The 16,944-nt window shown below is 69.9% G+C and carries 17 protein-coding genes; 12 read left to right on the plus strand and 5 right to left on the minus strand.

The features are described from left to right. Positions 1 to 36: 36 nt before the first annotated feature. A complete protein-coding gene (locus ABZ477_RS07095) occupies positions 37 to 2,001 on the plus strand; it encodes a M13-type metalloendopeptidase (RefSeq protein ID WP_360130053.1) in 1,965 nt (654 codons plus the stop codon). A 185-nt stretch (positions 2,002 to 2,186) separates the two neighbouring features. Next, the gene (locus ABZ477_RS07100; RefSeq protein ID WP_360131070.1) at positions 2,187 to 3,107 is read left to right on the plus strand and encodes a serine hydrolase; all 921 of its coding nucleotides are present in this window, start codon (positions 2,187 to 2,189) and stop codon (positions 3,105 to 3,107) included. On the opposite strand, the gene ABZ477_RS07105 is transcribed toward ABZ477_RS07100, so the two are convergent. The 4 genes from ABZ477_RS07105 to ABZ477_RS07120 all read right to left on the minus strand — a co-directional run bounded on the left by ABZ477_RS07105 (position 3,104) and on the right by ABZ477_RS07120 (position 6,785). Next, a complete protein-coding gene (locus ABZ477_RS07105) occupies positions 3,104 to 3,568 on the minus strand; it encodes a hypothetical protein (RefSeq protein WP_360130056.1) in 465 nt (154 codons plus the stop codon). The genes ABZ477_RS07100 and ABZ477_RS07105 overlap by 4 nt on opposite strands. A 101-nt stretch (positions 3,569 to 3,669) precedes the next feature. Then, complete coding sequence (gene purU / locus ABZ477_RS07110; protein WP_360130059.1) at positions 3,670 to 4,545, minus strand: formyltetrahydrofolate deformylase; 876 nt, start codon at positions 4,543 to 4,545, stop codon at positions 3,670 to 3,672. 39 nt (positions 4,546 to 4,584) lie between these two features. Beyond that, complete coding sequence (locus ABZ477_RS07115) at positions 4,585 to 5,769, minus strand: 4-hydroxybenzoate 3-monooxygenase (protein WP_360130062.1); 1,185 nt, start codon at positions 5,767 to 5,769, stop codon at positions 4,585 to 4,587. Positions 5,770 to 6,035: 266 nt separating this feature from the next. Next, positions 6,036 to 6,785 carry an IclR family transcriptional regulator gene (locus ABZ477_RS07120; RefSeq protein WP_360130065.1) on the minus strand — a complete coding sequence of 250 codons (750 nt, stop codon included), beginning with the start codon at positions 6,783 to 6,785 and terminating at the stop codon, positions 6,036 to 6,038. A gap of 78 nt (positions 6,786 to 6,863) precedes the next feature. Between ABZ477_RS07120 and ABZ477_RS07125 the strand changes: the two genes are divergently transcribed. Further along, positions 6,864 to 7,517: a hypothetical protein gene (locus ABZ477_RS07125; protein WP_360130068.1), complete on the plus strand. Its 654-nt coding sequence runs from the start codon at positions 6,864 to 6,866 to the stop codon at positions 7,515 to 7,517. Here ABZ477_RS07125 and ABZ477_RS07130 read toward each other — a convergent pair. Continuing rightward, positions 7,514 to 8,422 (minus strand): LysR family transcriptional regulator, encoded by a 909-nt coding sequence (locus ABZ477_RS07130; protein ID WP_360130071.1) that lies wholly within the window; start codon positions 8,420 to 8,422, stop codon positions 7,514 to 7,516. The two genes, ABZ477_RS07125 and ABZ477_RS07130, sit on opposite strands and share 4 nt — an antisense overlap. Before the next feature lie 150 nt (positions 8,423 to 8,572). On the opposite strand from ABZ477_RS07130, the gene ABZ477_RS07135 reads away from it, so the two are divergent. The 9 genes from ABZ477_RS07135 to ABZ477_RS07175 all read left to right on the plus strand — a co-directional run bounded on the left by ABZ477_RS07135 (position 8,573) and on the right by ABZ477_RS07175 (position 16,943). After that, complete coding sequence (locus tag ABZ477_RS07135) at positions 8,573 to 9,601, plus strand: amidohydrolase family protein (protein WP_360130074.1); 1,029 nt, start codon at positions 8,573 to 8,575, stop codon at positions 9,599 to 9,601. 11 nt (positions 9,602 to 9,612) lie between these two features. Continuing rightward, positions 9,613 to 10,305, plus strand: a complete 693-nt coding sequence (gene ligK / locus ABZ477_RS07140) for a 4-carboxy-4-hydroxy-2-oxoadipate aldolase/oxaloacetate decarboxylase (protein ID WP_360130077.1) — start codon at positions 9,613 to 9,615, stop codon at positions 10,303 to 10,305. 2 nt (positions 10,306 to 10,307) lie between these two features. Then, positions 10,308 to 11,261 (plus strand): amidohydrolase family protein, encoded by a 954-nt coding sequence (locus tag ABZ477_RS07145; protein ID WP_360130080.1) that lies wholly within the window; start codon positions 10,308 to 10,310, stop codon positions 11,259 to 11,261. Position 11,262: 1 nt separating this feature from the next. Then, complete coding sequence (locus tag ABZ477_RS07150) at positions 11,263 to 12,666, plus strand: protocatechuate 4,5-dioxygenase subunit alpha/beta (RefSeq protein ID WP_360130083.1); 1,404 nt, start codon at positions 11,263 to 11,265, stop codon at positions 12,664 to 12,666. Between the two features lie 33 nt (positions 12,667 to 12,699). Beyond that, positions 12,700 to 13,656, plus strand: a complete 957-nt coding sequence (locus ABZ477_RS07155) for a Gfo/Idh/MocA family oxidoreductase (protein ID WP_360130086.1) — start codon at positions 12,700 to 12,702, stop codon at positions 13,654 to 13,656. Continuing rightward, complete coding sequence (locus ABZ477_RS07160; RefSeq protein WP_360130089.1) at positions 13,653 to 14,642, plus strand: aldo/keto reductase; 990 nt, start codon at positions 13,653 to 13,655, stop codon at positions 14,640 to 14,642. Before ABZ477_RS07155 ends, ABZ477_RS07160 begins: the two co-directional genes overlap by 4 nt. A gap of 17 nt (positions 14,643 to 14,659) precedes the next feature. Further along, on the plus strand, positions 14,660 to 15,340 hold the full coding sequence (locus ABZ477_RS07165) for a substrate-binding domain-containing protein (RefSeq protein ID WP_360130092.1): 681 nt from the start codon (positions 14,660 to 14,662) through the stop codon (positions 15,338 to 15,340). Between the two features lie 108 nt (positions 15,341 to 15,448). Continuing rightward, a complete protein-coding gene (gene pcaC, locus ABZ477_RS07170) occupies positions 15,449 to 15,844 on the plus strand; it encodes a 4-carboxymuconolactone decarboxylase (RefSeq protein ID WP_360130095.1) in 396 nt (131 codons plus the stop codon). 91 nt (positions 15,845 to 15,935) lie between these two features. After that, positions 15,936 to 16,943: a hotdog domain-containing protein gene (locus ABZ477_RS07175; RefSeq protein ID WP_360130098.1), complete on the plus strand. Its 1,008-nt coding sequence runs from the start codon at positions 15,936 to 15,938 to the stop codon at positions 16,941 to 16,943. Position 16,944: the final 1 nt, after the last annotated feature.

A 16,944-nucleotide genomic window follows, 5' to 3' on the forward strand; every position in this document is an offset into this window, starting at 1 on the left:
GCCTAGGGTGAGGCGCCGACCACATATCCTGTACGAATGACCGAGACCCCCCGATCCGGTCTCACGCTCGATGAACTGAGCCCTGAGATCCGACCGCAGGACGACCTCTTCCGTCACGTGAACGGCGCGTGGCTCGAACGGACCGAGATCCCGGACGACAAGGCGCGGTGGGGCTCGTTCCACCTGATCGCCGAGCAGGCCGAAAAGGACGTCCGCGCGATCGTCGAGGAATCGCAGGAGGCCGAGCCCGGCACCGAGGCGCGCAAGATCGGCGACCTGTACACGAGCTTCATGGACACCGACCGCATCGCGGAGCTCGGGGCGACCCCCCTCGCCGACCGCCTTGAGCGCGTCGACGCGATCTCCTCGATCCCCGACCTGCTGCGCACGGTCGGCGAGTTCGAGCGCGACGGCCTGGGCGGCATGTTCACGCTCTACGTCGAGCCCGACCCCGGGAACCCGACGCGGTACCTGCCCTTCATCGTGCAGGGCGGGCTCTCGCTCCCGGACGAGTCGTACTACCGGCTCGAGAACTTCGGCGAGACGCGCATCGTCTTCCGTACGCACATCGAGCGGATGCTGGAGCTCGCGGGGATCGCGGAGCCCTCGGCATCCGCCGACCGCATCACGTCGCTCGAGACCGAGCTCGCCTCCCACCACTGGGACAACGTGCGCAGCCGCGACGCCGTCGCGACCTACAACCTCAAGACGTGGGACGAGGTCGAGGGGCTCCTGGGCGTCGATCTGCAGCCGTGGCTCGACGGCGTCGCACCGGGGCACCCCGACGCCTTCGCCGAGGTCGTCGTCTACCAGCCGAGCTTTCTCGAGGGGCTCGGGGCGCTGCTGGTCGAGGATCGCCTCGACGACTGGAAGGCGTGGCTGCGCTTCTCGGTCGTGCACGCGGCGGCCGCGTTCCTCACCGACGAGTTCGTCGACGAGAACTTCGCGTTCTACGGCACGCAGCTGACGGGCGTCCCGGTCATCCGGGAGCGCTGGAAGCGCGGCGTCGGGCTCGCGGAGGCCGCGATGGGCGAGGCGATCGGCAAGGTCTACGTGGAGCGCCACTTCCCGCCGGCGGCCAAGGAGGCGATGGACGAGCTCGTCGCGAACCTCATCGAGGCGTACCGCCGCTCGATCGCGGAGCTCGAGTGGATGAGCCCCGAGACGCGCGAGCGCGCGCTCGGCAAGCTCGAGGCCTTCACCCCCAAGATCGGCTATCCGGTGAAGTGGAAGGACTACTCGGGCCTCGAGATCGACCCCGCCGACCTCGTCGGCAACGTCGCCCGCTCGCACGTCCTCGAGCACGAGCGCCAGCTCGACAAGGTGGGCAAGCCCATCGACCGCGACGAGTGGTACATGACGCCGCAGACGGTCAACGCGTACTACAACCCACTCATGAACGAGATCGTCTTCCCCGCGGCGATCCTCCAGCATCCCTTCTTCGAAGCCGATCGGGACGCCGCGGCCAACTACGGTGGCATCGGCGCGGTCATCGGCCACGAGATCGGCCACGGCTTCGACGACCAGGGGAGCCGCTTCGACGGCGACGGGTCGCTGCGCGACTGGTGGACCGACGAGGACCGCGCGTCGTTCGAGGAGCGCACGAAGAGCCTCATCGAGCAGTACAGCGCGCTCACGCCGCAGGGACTGTCGGAGGACTACAAGGTCAACGGCGCCCTCACGATCGGCGAGAACATCGGCGACCTGGGCGGTCTCGGCATCGCGATCAAGGCGTACGAGCTGTCGCTCGACGGCGGCGAGCCTCCCGTGATCGACGGGTTCACCGGCATCCAGCGGCTCCTGCTCAGCTGGGCCCAGATCTGGCAGCAGAAGGGGCGGGATGCCGAGACCATCCGCCTGCTGACGATCGACCCGCACTCACCCAACGAATTCCGCTGCAACCAGATCGTCCGCAACATCGACGCGTTCTACGATGCGTTCGATGTCGCCGAGTCCGACGACCTCTGGCTGCCGGAGGATCAGCGCGTCACCATCTGGTGATCCGCTGCGGGCGCCGTCCGGACACCCGGCCGGGCGGCGCACGATGACGCAGTACCCGTTCCAGCACCCCACAACCGAACAGCAGCATCATGCACGTCACTCGCGCCTCCGGGCGCAGCCTTTCTCTGTACCCGAGCAACCCGAAAGGAACCGCCCGCGTGGGCACGCCTTCTGAGCCGTTCGACATGGCGGGTCCTCCCACCCAGGAGACGCCTGGCGAAGCGCTCCGCGGGACGCGGCGCAGCAGCCGCCGACTCCCGAGGCGAGCAGCCGTCGGTCGCCGTTCCTTCGCCTCGACACTCAAGTCGCTCGACGAGCTCGCGAGCTTCGGTGCGCGCATCTCCGTGCGCGTGAACGATCTCGACCGCGGCACGTCCGTGCTGTCCGGCGACGACTTCGTGACGCTGCCCGTCGCCGGGCTCGGCGTCGTGCCGCTGCTCATCGAGGTCGCGGCAGGGTTCGAGGCCGGCACGCTGGATCCGCTCGAGATCGTCGAGCGCACTTCGGTCGAGCCCGTCGCCGTCGGCGGGGTGTGGCAGCACCTCAAGGCGCCTGCGCTTCCGCTCTGCGACCTCGCCGTGCTGACGGCGGCGACCGGCGACGCGATCGCGGCCAACACGCTGATCTCCCGAGTGGGCCTGGAGGCGGTGCGCTCGCGCATCGAGCAGCTCGGCCTGTCGCGCGCGGCTCTGCTGGACGTCTTCCGCGATCAGCGCGGCCCCGACGACGCTCCGCACTTCGCGCTCGGCTCGGCGCGGGAGCTCGCCGAGGTGTTCGCGGCGCTCGTCAACTCGCAGACAGTCTCACCGGGCGTCAGCGCCCAGGTCGCGGAGTGGCTGAGCCTCAACCACGACCTGACGCTCGTGGCCTCCGCGACGGGCCTGGACCCCTTCTCGCACGAGAACGACGAGCACGGGCTGCTCTTCATCAACAAGACGGGACGGGATGCCGGCATCCGCGTCGAGGCGGGGGTCATCGCGGGGCCGAGGGCCGGACTGTCGTACGCCCTCATCGTGTGCTTCGACGACCTGTCGATCTCGCACCGCCTGCGCGTCCACGACGCGTTCCGGACGCTGGGCGTCGACCTGATGGAGTACGTCTTCTAGCCCGACGCGCTCAGGCACGGCGACCACGAGGTCATCGTGAGCACGGTGCCGTCCTCCGTCCCGGCCGATCGCACGCTGACGAGGGAGAAGTCCGACGCGACGAGCGACAGGAGGAGGGCCCCCTCGAGGTCGAGCGCCCTCCGGGTGAAGCGCCAGTCCTGGAAATCGTCGCGCAGCTGCTCGGACCATTCCGCCATGTCGAACGCCGGATCGACGACGACGACCCGGCGGACCCCCACGAGCCGCCCCTCGGAATCCGATCGGCATGGTCCCTCGGTCGGCGAATTCTCCTCGTCCGACATCACGAGCTCTGCGGGAAGCGTCGCGACGACGGTGTCGAGGTGATCCGAGGCCTTGGCGCCCGCGTCGGCGGTGGACTGGGCGCGGGTCAGGGGCAGCAGCAACCCGGCGATGGGCACGCTGACGAGCAGGACGAAGCAGCAGGCGAGGAGGACGATCATCGCCCTGTTCCCCTCGGTCCAACGACGCCGGGCCACATGTACGGCGTACCAGGTTCGCGCCCGTGCCGGTAGAGGTGCGCGTGGGTCGGGGTGAGGCGCGGCTAGCTGAAGACCACCGTGTGGTTGCCGTGCCGGATGACGCGGTCCTCGGCGTGCCACTGCACTGCGCGGGAGAGCACGGCGCGCTCGACGTAGGCGCCGTGCGCCTGCAGGTCGGCGGCGGTGTGCGCGTGGCTCACGCGTGCGACGTCCTGCTCGATGATCGGACCCTCGTCGAGGTCCTTGGTCACATAGTGCGAGGTCGCGCCGATGAGCTTGACGCCCCGCTCCCACGCCTTGCGGTACGGCGCGGCGCCGATGAACGCGGGGAGGAACGAGTGGTGGATGTTGATCACGGGCACGCCGAGCTCCTCGAGGAAGGCGTCCGAGAGGATCTGCATGTACCGCGCGAGCACGACGAAGTCGACGTTGCCCTTGAGCAGCTCGATGATCCGAGCCTCGGCCGCGGACTTGTCGGCGCCCTGCGACGGCACGTGGATGAACGGGATGCCGAAGGATCGGACGTCCTCGGCGGTGTTGGTGTGGTTCGAGATGACCATCGGGATCGTGACGGGCAGCTCACCGCGCCGGTGGCGCCACAGCAGCTCGAGCAGGCAGTGGTCGCTCGTCGAGGCGAGGATCGCCATCCGCTTCGGGATGGACTGATCCGTCAGCCGCCACTCCATGCCGTACGGCTCGAGCGTCTTCTCGATGTCGGCTTCGAGGTCGGGCAGGGCCGCCTGGAGGTCGGCCCGGTGGAAGACGACGCGCTGGAAGAACGCGCCGCCCTCAGGGTTGTCGGAGTACTGGTCCAGCGAGACGATGTTGCCCTTGTTGCGGGTGATGAGCGCCGTCACGGCCGCGACGAGTCCGGGCTGGTCGGGGCCGTGCACGATCAGGCACGCGTGATCGCGGAGGGTCTCGGTGTGCAGTGTCATGGTCACAGCAGTCTGACACCTCCCGCGGTTCGCGACGGCTCAGGCCAGGCCTTCCAGGGGCCAGCCCGTGTATGCCTCGGCGAGGAAGGCGCGGCCGTGCTCGGACTCGACGACGGAGCGCAGCTCCCCGAGCTGGCGGCGGCGGTCGAAGTCCGAGGCATCCGGAGCGACGTGGAGCATGCTCGTCATCCACCACGAGAAGTGCTGTGCCTTCCAGATGCGGTGCAGTGCGGTCTCGGGGAATGCCTCGAGCAGGCGGTGGTCGTCCTCGAGGAGAAGTGCCCGCAGGGCCTTCTCGAGCACGAGCACGTCCGCGACGGCGAGGTTCATGCCCTTCGCGCCCGTCGGCGGCACGGTGTGCGCAGCATCCCCGATCAGGGCCACGCGGCCCTTCAGGAGCTCGTGCGCGACGAAGCTGCGGAACCGCAGGACGTCGCGCTGGAAGATCGGACCCTCTTTGAGGGTCGTGCCGGGCACGCGCTTCTGGAGCTCGTCCCACAGCTGATCCTCGGAGTAGGCGCTCGGATCGGTCTCGGGGTCGCACTGGAAGTACATGCGCTGCACGGTCGTGCTCCGCTGGCTGATGAGCGCGAAGCCGTCCGGCGAATTGCTGTAGATGAGCTCGTCGGCGCTCGGCGGCGCCTCGCAGAGGATGCCGAACCACGCGAACGGGTACTCGCGGAAGTAGCCGTTGCGCGAGCCGGAGACCGCCTCGCGCGCGACGCTCCGCGAGCCGTCGGCGCCCACGACGAACTCGGCCTCGATCGTGAGCGGCTGTCCGTCGGCGTCTCTCGCGATGACGGCGGGCCGGTCGGACTCGGCGCCCTCGACGCGCTGCGCCGTCACCCCGAAGCGCAGATCCTGGCCGGCGGCGAGCCGCGCCGCGATGAGGTCCTTGAGCGCCTCGTGCTGCGGGTACAGGTACACGGCCCGGCCGACGAGGGCCGCGAAGTCGATCCGGTGGCCGGCGCCCGCGAAGCGCAGCTCGATGCCCTCATGGCGGTGCGCCTCCGCGAGGACCCGGTCGGAGGCGCCCGAGGACGAGAGCACGTCGACCGTGCCCTCCTCGAGGATGCCGGCGCGGATCGTCGTCTCGATCTCCTCGCGCGTGCGCTGGTCGATGACGATCGACTCGATGCCCGCCTTGTCGAGCAGGTGGGCCAGGAGCAGGCCCGCGGGCCCGGCGCCGATGATCGCGACGCGCGTGCGGACTGTGGCGGTCATGGTTCGTCTCCTTCGACGGACGATTCGGGATGCTGTCGACCAGTGTGCGGCTCCGGCTCGCTGCGCGGGTCGAATCTTCCCGTTCAATGGGCACGTTCGCTCCTGGCGTTTCTCCGCCCCGCTGACCGACAGGTCAACCACGCGATCGCAGGGAACTTTTCGCTGATCGGGCCTGCGAATGCGTGGTTGACCTGTCGGCTGGGAGAGGACCGGAGACACACGCGCAGAGCGAGGGACGGCCACCGTGCTCCGTCGGCCGTCTTCCGTCAGCGGCGGGAGAGGGCGGAGCGGATGTCGCGGGCGGCGCGGAGGAGCTCGGTGATCGCGACCTCGGTCGGCGTCTCGCGCGGCAGGACGACGGACAGCGCCGCGACGACGTCGCCGGTCTCGTCGCGGACCGGCACCGCGACCCCCGTCGAGACGGACTCGACCGAGCCCGGTGAGACGACGAAGCCCGAGCGGCGGATGCCGCCGAGGACGCGGCGGAGGGACGCGGCATCCGTCACCGTCTCGGGCGCGACTGCCGCGAGCGGCGCCGCAAGCACCCGCTCCTGCACGTCGGGTTCGGCGTAGGCGAGCAGCACGAGCCCCGACGAGGACGCGTGCAGCGGAAGGCGGCCGGCGATCCGGGTGATGTTCGCGCCGGCATCCGGATGCGAGAGCCGCTCGACGAACAGTGCGGCGTCGTGCTCGAGCACGGCGAGCTGGGTGTGCTCGCGGACGCGCGCCTGGATGCGCTCCATCGACGGCAGCGCCGCCTGCCGCAGACGCAGGGCGCGCGAACCCCGCAGCGCGAGCTCCCACAGCCGCATGCCGAGCCGGACGCTGTGCTCGTCATCCCGTTCCAGCAGGCCCTCGCGCACGAGGTCGTCGACGAGCCGATGGGCGGTCGACGACGGCAGTCCCGCGCGACGGCCGATCTCGGACGCCGTCTGCACGGTCCGCTCGGTCGTGAACGTCTCGAGCACGCGCACGATGCGCTGCGTCATCGAGTCGCCCGACGGCGAGTTGGCCATGCCCCAGGATGACACGCGTCCCGGCGCACGAGCGGGCGTGGGCATCCCGGTGCGCGATCGCGGCGGTAGCCTGAGGTGATGCTGCCTGCCCAGCCGATCGCCGACACGCCGTGGGAGCCGCTCTCGCCCCGCGCTGCCGCGGATCTGCTCGCCGCATCGCCCGCTCGGTGGTGGCTGTCGGGAGGGGCCGCGCTCGATCACTGGCTCGGTCGGCCCATCCGGGAGCGCGAAGACGCGGACGTCAGCACGACGTCGGCGGAGCTGGCGCCGCTCGTCCGCGCGCTGCCGAGCGGGTACTCCGCGTGGGCGCCGCACGGCGAGGACGACGTGGTCCCGTGGGACGAGGCACCGGGCGACGCCGACCTGCAGCCCGTGCGGGTGCGTGACGAGCGCACCGGCGCGTGGGCTCTCAAGGTGAATGTCGAGGACGGCACGGATCGGGCCTGGCTGTACCGACGCGATCCCCGGCTCCAGCTGCCGTGGGATCGGGCCGTGCTCGAGGTCGGCGGCATCCCGACGGGCGCTCCCGAGGTGCAGCTGGTCTGGAAGGCTCTGCGGCCGCGGCCCCAGGACGACGCCGACAAGGATGCCGTCTTCCCCGAGCTCTCGGACGAGGCCCGGGCCTGGTTCGAGAAGGCGATCCTCTCGATCCACCCGCATTCCACGTGGTCGATCCACGTCCGCAGCCCCATCGCCCCCGCGAAGGCGAGCTGGAACCGCCGGAAGGACTAGCGCTCGCGGTACTCGTCGGCGGCGACCGCGTCGAACACGGCGGACCGGAACCACCGCTGCGCCTGAGACAGGGCCGCCTCGCGACGCGTGTAGAGCGCGACCGGGGCGCTGTGGCCGGGCCAGGGCAGTTCCGCGATCCGCAGACCCGCGAACCATCCGCAGAACACCTCGGCCACGTGGCGCGGCAGGAGCACGACCAGGTCTGTCGCCTCCAGCACGGCGGGCACGGACGCGTACTCCTCGACCGTGAGCGCGACCTGGGTCATGAGTCCGTGCTCGACCATCGTCTGGAACGGGAACACGTGACCCCCGCGTGCCGAGACGCGCACGAACCGGCGCCCCGCGAACATGTCCGGGCCGGTCGCCGGCAGGGGATGCGCGGACGAGGAGAGGGCCACGTACTCGACGCTGCGGATGGGTGTGCGCCAGAGGCTGGGCGAGCCCATCAGCGAGACCGTGATCGCCAGATCGATCGACCCGCGGATGAGGCCGTCCTCGACCCGGTCGGCATCCAGCCGCGCGACCTGAAGGTGAAGCCCGGGGGCCTCGCGCGCCAGGACGGGCATGATCGGCGGCAGGAAGGTCTGCTCGCCGATGGATGTCAGCGCCAGTGCGAGCTCGCCGTCGAGTGTCGCCGGGTCGAACGCGTCCGGCGCGCTCACGGTGGCGTCGATCTGCGCCAGCGCCTCGTGCAGCGGCCCGAACAGCTGCACGGCTCGTGCCGTCGGAACCATGACGTGGCCCTCGCGGCGGAACAGGTCGTCCTTGAAACGCTCCCGCAGGCGCGCGAGCGTGTAGCTGACGGTGGGCTGCGTGACGTGCAGGCGGTCGGCCGCCGCCGTGAGGCTGCGCAGCTCGTACAGGACCACGAATGTCCGCAGCTGGTTCAGGTCGGCGAAGGGCACGCATCGATCGTATCTATTGGGCGTGCCGGTTACATCTATTGGACCACAGGTCTGGGGGCGGCTTAGAGTCGTGGTCGACAGCATCCGGCAGGGCCGCCGAGGGGCGCCCACCTCGCCGATTCCGGATCCCGCCAGCGACAAGGACGCCCGTTGATCATCGACATCCATGGCCACTACACGACGGCGCACGCGCAGCTGGGCGCATGGCGCGACCTGCAGATCGCCTTCGCGGAAGGCAGCGGCGACGCGCCCGACCCCGCTGCGCTGCGGATTGGCGATGACGACATCCGCGAGACCATCGAGGCCAATCAGCTTCGGCTCATGGATGAGCGCGGCAGCGACATCACGGTGTTCAGCCCCCGCGCGTCGTTCATGGCGCACCACATCGGCGACCTCGCCGTGAGCGAGACCTGGGCGCGGATCTGCAACGATCTGTGCGCCCGCGTCAGCGAGCTCTTCCCCGACCGCTTCCTGCCCGGCGCGATGCTGCCGCAGTCGCCGGGAGTCGCTCCCGAGACAACCGTGGCCGAGCTCACGCGCGCCGTCGAAGAGCTCGGCGCCGTCACCGTCAATCTCAACCCCGACCCGTCCGGCGGGAAGTGGTCTGCACCGGCGCTGACCGACCGGTCGTGGTACCCCGTCTACGAGAAGCTCGTCGAGTACGAGATCCCCGCGATGATCCACGTCAGCACCTCGTGCAAACCGGTCTTCCACACCACGGGCGATCACTACCTCAACGCCGACACGACGGCGTTCATGCAGCTGCTCAAGGGCGACCTGTTCCGCGACTTCCCCGACCTCAAGCTCGTCATCCCGCACGGCGGCGGAGCCGTCCCCTACCACTGGGGCCGCTTCCGCGGCCTCGCGATGGCGCTCGGCAAGCCGGAGCTCGAGGAGCACCTGCTGGGCAACGTGTTCTTCGACACGTGCGTCTACCACCAGCCCGGGATCGACCTGCTCACGCAAGTCGTGCCCACCGACAACATCCTGTTCGCGAGCGAGATGATCGGCGCAGTCCGCGACATCGACCCCCGGACAGGACACCACTTCGACGACACCAAGCGGTACGTCGACGCGACACCGAATCTCGACGACGCGGAGCGCGCCCAGGTCTTCGCGACCAACGCACGCCGCGTGTACCCGCGCCTCGACCGGGCGCTGACCGCCCGCGGACTCTGACAGGAACAACCATGCGACTGAACAGCCTCGGCATCGTCCGCACCCGCATCGAGCGCCCCGACCCCGCCGACGTCGCGCGCCTCTCGCAGTTCGGCGTCGCCACGATCCACGAGGCGATGGGTCGCGTCGGACTCCTGCGTCCGTACATCCGGCCCGCGTACAGCGGCGCGAAGCTCTGCGGTCCGGCTGTCACGGTGCTGCTGCAGCCCGGCGACAACTGGATGTTCCACGTCGCGGCCGAGCAGGTGCAGGAGGGCGATGTCATCGTGGCGGGCTGCACGACGGAGAGCGAGGACGGCTTCTTCGGCGAGCTGCTCGCGACGTCGCTGACCGCGCGCGGCTGCAAGGGCCTCGTCATCGACGGGGGCGTCCGCGACGTCGCCGACCTCGAGAAGATGGACTTCCCCGTCTTCTCCCGCGCCATCAACGCCAAGGGAACGGTCAAGGCGACGCTCGGGTCGGTCAACATCCCCGTCGTCGTCGCCAACGCCGTCGTGAACCCTGGCGACGTCGTGGTCGCCGACGTCGACGGAGTCGTGATCGTGCCGCGAGAGCTCGTCGCGGCCGTGGCCGAGGCGTCCGCAACCCGCGAGGCGAACGAGGAGGCCAAGCGCGAGAAGTTCCGCGCGGGCGTCCTCGGGCTCGATATCTACGGCATGCGCGAGCCGCTCGCGGCGGCCGGCCTGGAATACGTGGAGGACTGACGATGAGCGAGACGCAGACCATCGCCCACGGTGAGACGAGCGGCGGCTTCGAGAAGACTGCGGGCTGGCTGGACTGGTACGAGGGGCCCAGCATCCCCGTCTTCCGGCTGCCCGCCGGCGCCGTCGACGCGCACTGCCACGTGTTCGGACCAGGCGAGCGGTTCCCCTACGCCCCCGAGCGCAAGTACACGCCGTGCGACGCATCGGCCGAGCAGCTGTACGCGCTGCGCGACCACCTCGGCTTCGACCGCAACGTCATCGTGCAGGCCACGTGCCACGGCGCAGACAACCGCGCGCTGGTCGACGCGCTGCAGCGCAGCGAGGGACGCGCGCGCGGCGTGGCGACGGTGCGCCGCGACGTGACCGAGGAGCAGCTCGCCGAACTGCACGCCGCGGGCGTGCGCGGAGTCCGGTTCAACTTCGTCAAGCGCCTCGTCGACCGCGTACCCACCGATTCCCTCGACGCGATCGTCGCCAAGATCGCGCCGCTCGGCTGGCACGTCGTTATCTACTTCGAATCCGAGGACCTGCCCGAGCTCTACGACTTCTTCTCGGCGATTCCGACGGACATCGTCGTCGACCACATGGGGCGTCCCGATGTGACGAAAGACCCCGAGGGTCCCGAGTTCGATCTCTTCCTGCGCTTCATGCGCGAGAACCCCAACGTGTGGACGAAAGTGTCGTGCCCGGAACGGCTCAGCGTCACCGGCCCGCGTGCATTGAATGGCGAACAGCGCGCATACACGGACGTCGTGCCGTTCGCCCGTCGCGTGGTCGAGGAGTTCCCCGATCGGGTGCTGTGGGGCACCGACTGGCCCCACCCCAACCTCAAGGACCACATGCCCGACGATGGGCTGCTGGTCGACTACATCCCGCAGATCGCCCCCACCGCCGAGCTTCAGCAGCAGCTGCTGGTGGACAACCCCCGGCGTCTGTACTGGCCAGAAGGAGACTGAAATGGCACTCGACAAGCCCTACAAGGACATCCCCGGCACGACCATCTTCGATGCCGAGCAGGCCCGCAAGGGCTATCACCTCAATCAGTTCTCGATGTCGCTCATGAAGCCCGAGAACCGTTCGCGCTTCCTCGCCGACCAGGAGGCCTACCTCGACGAGTGGCCGCTGAACCCGGTGCAGCGTCAGGCCGTGCTCGACATGGATCTGAACACCATGATCGCCGAGGGCGGCAACATCTACTTCCTCAGCAAGATCGGTGCCACGCACGGGCTGAGCTTCCAGCAGATGGCCGGCTCCATGACCGGGATGTCGGAGGCCGCCTACCGCGACATGATGGTCGGCGGCGGGCGCCGGCCCGAGGGCAACCGCCTGAAGGACCTCGACGGCTGGACCCCACCGCGGACCGAGAAGGCGAACACGTTCCGGCCTGACGCTCCCGCGAAGTACACCTCGGCGCTGTTCACGTCGCATGTGCCGGCGATCGGCGCCGCGATGGACCTCGGGAAGACCGAGGAGCCCTACTGGAAGCAGGTGTTCGACGGCTACCAGTGGACGCGGAAGTGGGCGAAGGAGAACACCCCCGATGTCGTGATCCTCGTCTACAACGACCACGCGACCGCGTTCGACGCCTCGATCATCCCGACTTTCGTGCTCGGCACGGGAGCCGAGTATCCGGTCGCCGACGAGGGGTACGGACCCCGCCCGGTTCCTGACGTGAAGGGCTATCCGGAGTTCGCCGCGCACCTCGCGCAGTCGATCATCCAGGACGACTTCGACCTCACCCTCGTCAACGAGATGGTCGTCGACCACGGGCTCACCGTGCCGCTGTCCCTCGTCTACGGCGAGCTCGGCCCCGACGAGCAGTGGCCGGTGCGTGTCATCCCGCTCGCCGTCAACGTCGTGCAGTACCCGGTGCCCTCCGGGCGTCGCTGCTACGAGCTCGGCAAGGCGCTTCGTCGCGCGATCGACAAGTGGGACGGTGAAGAGCTCAACGTGCAGATCTGGGGCACCGGCGGCATGAGCCACCAGCTGCAGGGCCCGCGCGCCGGACTCATCAACAAGGAGTGGGACAACGCCTTCCTCGACCACCTCATCGCCGATCCGCTGGGGCTCACCGAGTGGCCGCACATGGAGTACGTCGACGAGGCCGGATCCGAGGGCATCGAGCTCGTCGACTGGCTGATCGCCCGCGGTGCAATGGACGACCAGTTCGGCGGCGAAGAACCCTCGACCGACCACCGGTTCTACCACGTCCCAGCGTCCAACACCGCCGTCGGCCACCTCGTCATCAGCAACCCGGTCGGCAGGACGGTCGCCGCCGCCGACGAAGAAGGTGCGGCCGAGCCCGCGGAGCATGTGTTCGCCCCCGAGCCGGCGGAAACCGCGGCCGTTGCGAACGCCTGACATCCTGATTCCCCACCGCGAAAGGAAGAACGCATGAGCAGTGGCAAGGTCCGCGTCGCCGTCGTCGGTGCAGCCGGCGCCTTCGGGATGAAGCACCTCGACGGCCTGGTGAACATCCCGGATGCCGAGGTGACGGTCGTCAGCGGCACGAAGCTCGAGCCCACGCAGGCCGTGGCCGAGAAGTACGGCGTGCCGCACGCCGTCGTCGGGCTCGACGCCGTGCTCGAGCGCGACGACGTCGACGCCGTCATCCTCGCCACGCCGACGCAGGTGCACGCCGCCCAGACGCAGGCGGTGCTCGCGGCCGGCAAGCACGTGCAGGTGGAGATCCCGCTCGCGGATTCGCTGGAGGATGCCGAGGCCACGCTGGCCGTCGCCGAGGCATCCGATCGCGTGGCCATGGTGGGTCACACGCGCCGCTTCAACCCCTCGCACCAGCTCGTGCACAACCGGATCCTCGCCGGCGACTTCGCCGTGCAGCAGATGGACGTGCAGACGTACTTCTTCCGCCGCACCAACACCAATGCCAAGGGTGAGGCGCGCTCGTGGACCGACCACCTGCTGTGGCATCACGCCGCGCACACGGTCGACCTGTTCGCCTACCAGGCCGGCCGCATCGTGCAGGCCAACGCGATCCAGGGCCCGATCCACCCCGAGCTCGGCATCGCGATGGACATGTCCGTTCAGCTCAAGAGCGAGACCGGCGCCATCTGCACGCTCTCGCTGTCGTTCAACAACAACGGGCCGTTCGGCACGTTCTTCCGATACATCGGCGACACCGAGACGTACATCGCCCGCTACGACGACCTCTTCAACGGTCGTGACGAGCCGATCGACGTGTCCCAGGTCGCCGTGAGCATGAACGGCATCGAGCTGCAGGATCGCGAGTTCGTCTCCGCTATCCAGGAGGGGCGCGAGCCGAACTCGTCGCTGCGTCAGGTCATCGACTGCTACCGCGTGCTCGGCGCGCTGGAGGAGCAGCTCGGATGACGCTGACTCTCCCTCGTCTGGGTCTCGGCTGCATGAACCTCAGCCACGCCTACGGCGTGCCGCCGACGCCGGAGGAGGGGCTGGCCGTGCTTCGCAGCGCCCTCGACGAGGGTGTGCGGCATCTCGACACCGCCACACTGTACGGCGGCGGGCGCAATGAGGAGCTCGTCGGCCGGGCGATCGCGGGGCGACGCGAGGAGGTGGTGCTGGCCAGCAAGGGCGGCATGGCGATGGTCGACGGCGTGAAGGTCATCGACGGCCGCCCCGCGACGCTGCGCGCGCAGGTCGACGCGTCGCTCGCGCGGCTCGGCGTGGACCACATCGACCTCTACTACCTGCACCGGTGGGACAGGACGGTCCCGATCTCGGAGAGCGTCGGCGCGCTCGCGGAGGCGCGGGATGCCGGCAAGATCGGTGCGATCGGGCTGTCGGAGGTGTCGGTCGCGCGGCTCCGCGAGGCGCAGGCAGTCGCTCCGATCGCGGCCGTGCAGAACGAGTACTCCCTGTGGAGCCGCAACCCCGAGCTCGGCATGCTCGAGGCCACGCGCGAGAGCGGAGTGGCGCTGGTCGCGTTCTCGCCGGTCGCGCGCGGCTTCCTGGCGGACTCGGTCGGCGACCCGGAACAGCTCGCCGCCAAGGACATCCGACGCGCCATGCCGCGCTTCCAGCCCGACCACTGGCCATCCAACGCGGCGCTGCTGCCCGGATGGCGTTCCCTTGCCGCAGCAGCCGGCTGCTCGCCCGCGCAGCTCGCGCTAGCGTGGCTGCTGTCGCGCGGTGAGCACGTGGTCCCCATCCCCGGCACCACGAACATCGACCATGTGCGCGAGAACCAGCGGGCGCAGGAGGTCGCGGTGGACCCGGAGCTCTTGGAGCGGGCCGGTGAGCTGATCGACACGTCGACCGTCTCGGGGCCGCGCTACAACGCGACCGGATCGGGCGAGGTCGACGCCGAGTCGTTCGAGCAGCCGGTGGCGCGGCGCTGATGAAGGCGATCTCGTCGATGGCGACGCGCGCTGTCCTCGCCGATCTCAACGCCGCCGCGGTCGCCGCGGGGCTGCCTCACACCGAGCTCGAATCGGTCGGTGGGGTCGACGCCGCGCGTCGCGTGGCCGCCGGGGAGCAGTTCGACCTGGTGTTACTGGCCGAGGGGGCGCTCGACCGGCTCGCCGCGGAGGGACACGTGGATGCGGCATCCGTCACTCCGCTCGTGCTCTCGCAGGTCGCCGTGGCGGTGCCGTCGCACAGCGAGGAGCCGGCGAGCCGACCGGACGGCCCGGCGTTCGCGGATGCCCGCGGGGCTCGCGAGGCGCTGCTCGCGGCCGAGCGCGTCGGGTACTCGACCGGTCCGAGCGGCACCGCTCTCGTCGAGGCGATCGAGGAGTGGGGCCTGGCCGGCGACGTGGGTGACCGCCTCGTGCAGGCGCGGCCCGGGGTCCCGGTCGCGCGCCTGCTCGCGACGGGGGAGGCCGACCTCGGGTTCCAGCAGCTGAGCGAGCTCGTCGGGCAGACCGGTGTGCGCATCCTCGGCGTGCTGCCGCCCGACTGCGCGATCGACACCGTGTTCGCGGGGGCGGTTGCGACGACATCGGCCGAGCCGGCTGCCGCCCGCGACGTGCTCGCGTTCCTCGCCTCCGACGCGGTCGCCGCCATCAAGACCGCGCACAGCTTCGGCACGCCCTGACGAGCGGTCGACTTCTGGTCTCCCTCGCCGACCACGAGCGCGCTACGCTCGTCGCGACGCGGACGGCCGACGAGGGCCACCTGCAGACCCCGACGGAGGGAGCGCCGCATGACGACCAACGAAGGACTCTCCGACGCGGAGCGCTGGGAGCAGGGGACGACGGTGCGCCGCCGCATCCTCGGCGATGAGCACGTCGATCGGACGATCGCGAACACGACCGACCTGACCGCGGACTTCCAGGACTTCATCACCCGCGTCGCGTGGGGCGACATCTGGTCCAGACCAGGCCTCGACCGGCGCTCGCGGTCGATCGCGGTGCTCACGTCGCTCATCGCGCACGGCGACCACGAGGAGTTCGCGCTCCACGTGCGCGCGGCGCTGCGCAACGGCCTGTCGGTCACCGAGATCCGCGAGCTCATCCTGCAGTCGGCCGTGTACTCCGGCATCCCCGCCGCCAACACGGCCTTCCGCATCGCGAGCGAGGTGCTCGCGGACGAGGAGTGAAAACCCCGGTTCCTTCGCGGGTGGCAAGCGCAGAGGGTCGGGGTGCGGCATCCGTCTGTCCGGAGGGATGCCGCGACTCTAGGCTGACGGCGTGACCACACCGACGCTCGAGGCCCGCACCGTGCGCCGCGACGACCGCATCACGCTGCGGTTCATGACGACGCCCGCCGACACCGCTGCGGGTGGCCGCTCGGTCGCGGCCGGGAGCGTCATGGAGTGGATCGACAAGGCGGGCTACGCGTGCGCCGTCGGCTGGTCCGGCGCGTACTGCGTCACGGCGTACGTCGGCAACGTGCGCCATCGCCGCGCCATCGCGCCGGGAAGCCTCATCGAGGTGCAGGCGCGTCTCGTCCACACGGGCCGCACGAGTATGCACGTCGTCGTGACGGTGTCGTCCGCCGAGGTCTCGACGCGCGAGTACACGCCCGCGACGACGTGCATCCTGATCTTCGTCGCGAAGGACGCCGGCGGCCGTCCCACGGAAGTGCCGGTGTGGACGCCCGTCTCGCGCTCGGACCGCAAGCTCGCGGCGGCGGCGCTCGACCGCATCCCGTCGCGCACCGAGATCAAGAGCCTCATGCTCGGCGAGGACTACGGAGCACCCACCGAGGCGCCGAGCGTCACGATGCGGTTCCTCGTGCCGCCCGGCGTCGTGAACTGGGGCGGCAAGGCGCACGGCGGCACCGTCATGCGCTGGATCGACGAGGCCGCGTACGCGTGCGCGGCGTCGTGGGCGAGGGATGGGGATGCTGCCAGCGCCGCCGTCGCCGTGTACTCGGGCGGCATCCACTTCTTCGCGCCGGTCCGGATCGGCGACCTCGTCGAGGTCGAAGCCCGCATCGTCTACACGAGCGCGCACAGCATGCACGTGAGCATCCGGGTGTCCTCGGCCGATCCGCGGATGCCGCACGACCTGACCCTCACGACCCAGTGCCTGAGCGTCTTCGTCGTGCCGGGAGAGGACGGTGTCGCCTCGCCCGTGCCGCAGTGGGTGCCGCAGACCGCCGCGGATCTCCGCCTCCACGAGCACGCGCGCGACATCATCCGGCTGCGCGAGGACATCGTGCCGATCCCGGCCTCGCTCACACTCGAACCCTAGA

Origin of the sequence: Microbacterium sp. NPDC019599 (assembly GCF_040632175.1) — a bacterium.
In the GTDB taxonomy this organism is placed as follows: domain Bacteria; phylum Actinomycetota; class Actinomycetes; order Actinomycetales; family Microbacteriaceae; genus Microbacterium.

Bases quoted from the DNA above. Each gene is read 5' to 3' on its own strand.
- ABZ477_RS07095 (WP_360130053.1), top strand. From the start codon at position 37: ATGACCGAGACCCCCCGATCCGGTCTCACGCTCGATGAACTGAGCCCT.
- ABZ477_RS07100 (WP_360131070.1), top strand. From the start codon at position 2,187: ATGGCGGGTCCTCCCACCCAGGAGACGCCTGGCGAAGCGCTCCGCGGG.
- ABZ477_RS07105 (WP_360130056.1), bottom strand. From the start codon at position 3,568: ATGATCGTCCTCCTCGCCTGCTGCTTCGTCCTGCTCGTCAGCGTGCCC.
- purU (WP_360130059.1), bottom strand. From the start codon at position 4,545: ATGACACTGCACACCGAGACCCTCCGCGATCACGCGTGCCTGATCGTG.
- ABZ477_RS07115 (WP_360130062.1), bottom strand. From the start codon at position 5,769: ATGACCGCCACAGTCCGCACGCGCGTCGCGATCATCGGCGCCGGGCCC.
- ABZ477_RS07120 (WP_360130065.1), bottom strand. From the start codon at position 6,785: ATGGCCAACTCGCCGTCGGGCGACTCGATGACGCAGCGCATCGTGCGC.
- ABZ477_RS07125 (WP_360130068.1), top strand. From the start codon at position 6,864: ATGCTGCCTGCCCAGCCGATCGCCGACACGCCGTGGGAGCCGCTCTCG.
- ligK (WP_360130077.1), top strand. From the start codon at position 9,613: ATGCGACTGAACAGCCTCGGCATCGTCCGCACCCGCATCGAGCGCCCC.
- ABZ477_RS07145 (WP_360130080.1), top strand. From the start codon at position 10,308: ATGAGCGAGACGCAGACCATCGCCCACGGTGAGACGAGCGGCGGCTTC.
- ABZ477_RS07150 (WP_360130083.1), top strand. From the start codon at position 11,263: ATGGCACTCGACAAGCCCTACAAGGACATCCCCGGCACGACCATCTTC.
- ABZ477_RS07155 (WP_360130086.1), top strand. From the start codon at position 12,700: ATGAGCAGTGGCAAGGTCCGCGTCGCCGTCGTCGGTGCAGCCGGCGCC.
- ABZ477_RS07160 (WP_360130089.1), top strand. From the start codon at position 13,653: ATGACGCTGACTCTCCCTCGTCTGGGTCTCGGCTGCATGAACCTCAGC.
- ABZ477_RS07165 (WP_360130092.1), top strand. From the start codon at position 14,660: ATGGCGACGCGCGCTGTCCTCGCCGATCTCAACGCCGCCGCGGTCGCC.
- pcaC (WP_360130095.1), top strand. From the start codon at position 15,449: ATGACGACCAACGAAGGACTCTCCGACGCGGAGCGCTGGGAGCAGGGG.